Here is a 265-nt window from a genome sequence, read left to right on the forward strand (position 1 = left end):
GGTCATTGTCTTTCATTTGATTTTCCATACTATTGTAATTTGCATTAGGTACAAGGAAATCTTTAGGAATTAAGAAGACACTACTATATGATTTTATAAAGGGGATTATATAATTTTCTTTAATTATTTTGTAATCATGTTTTTTAGATTTATAAATCATTTTTATTTCACAGGAAGCGGCATTGTTAGAGGAATTGTTAAGTAATTGTACACCGTTTGTGAGAATCTTATTTGGACTATAAAGCCACTTCTTAAATGATTTTTT

At 26.4% G+C, this 265-nt stretch carries 1 protein-coding gene; it reads right to left on the reverse strand.

The window, feature by feature from the left end; all coding sequences use genetic code 11:
• Positions 1-265 (reverse strand): hypothetical protein (locus AC6UD0_RS07430; RefSeq protein WP_500708718.1); only part of this gene is annotated, 265 nt, incomplete at both ends.

The sequence above is a fragment of the Fructilactobacillus sp. X7R9C1 genome (assembly GCF_059901005.1).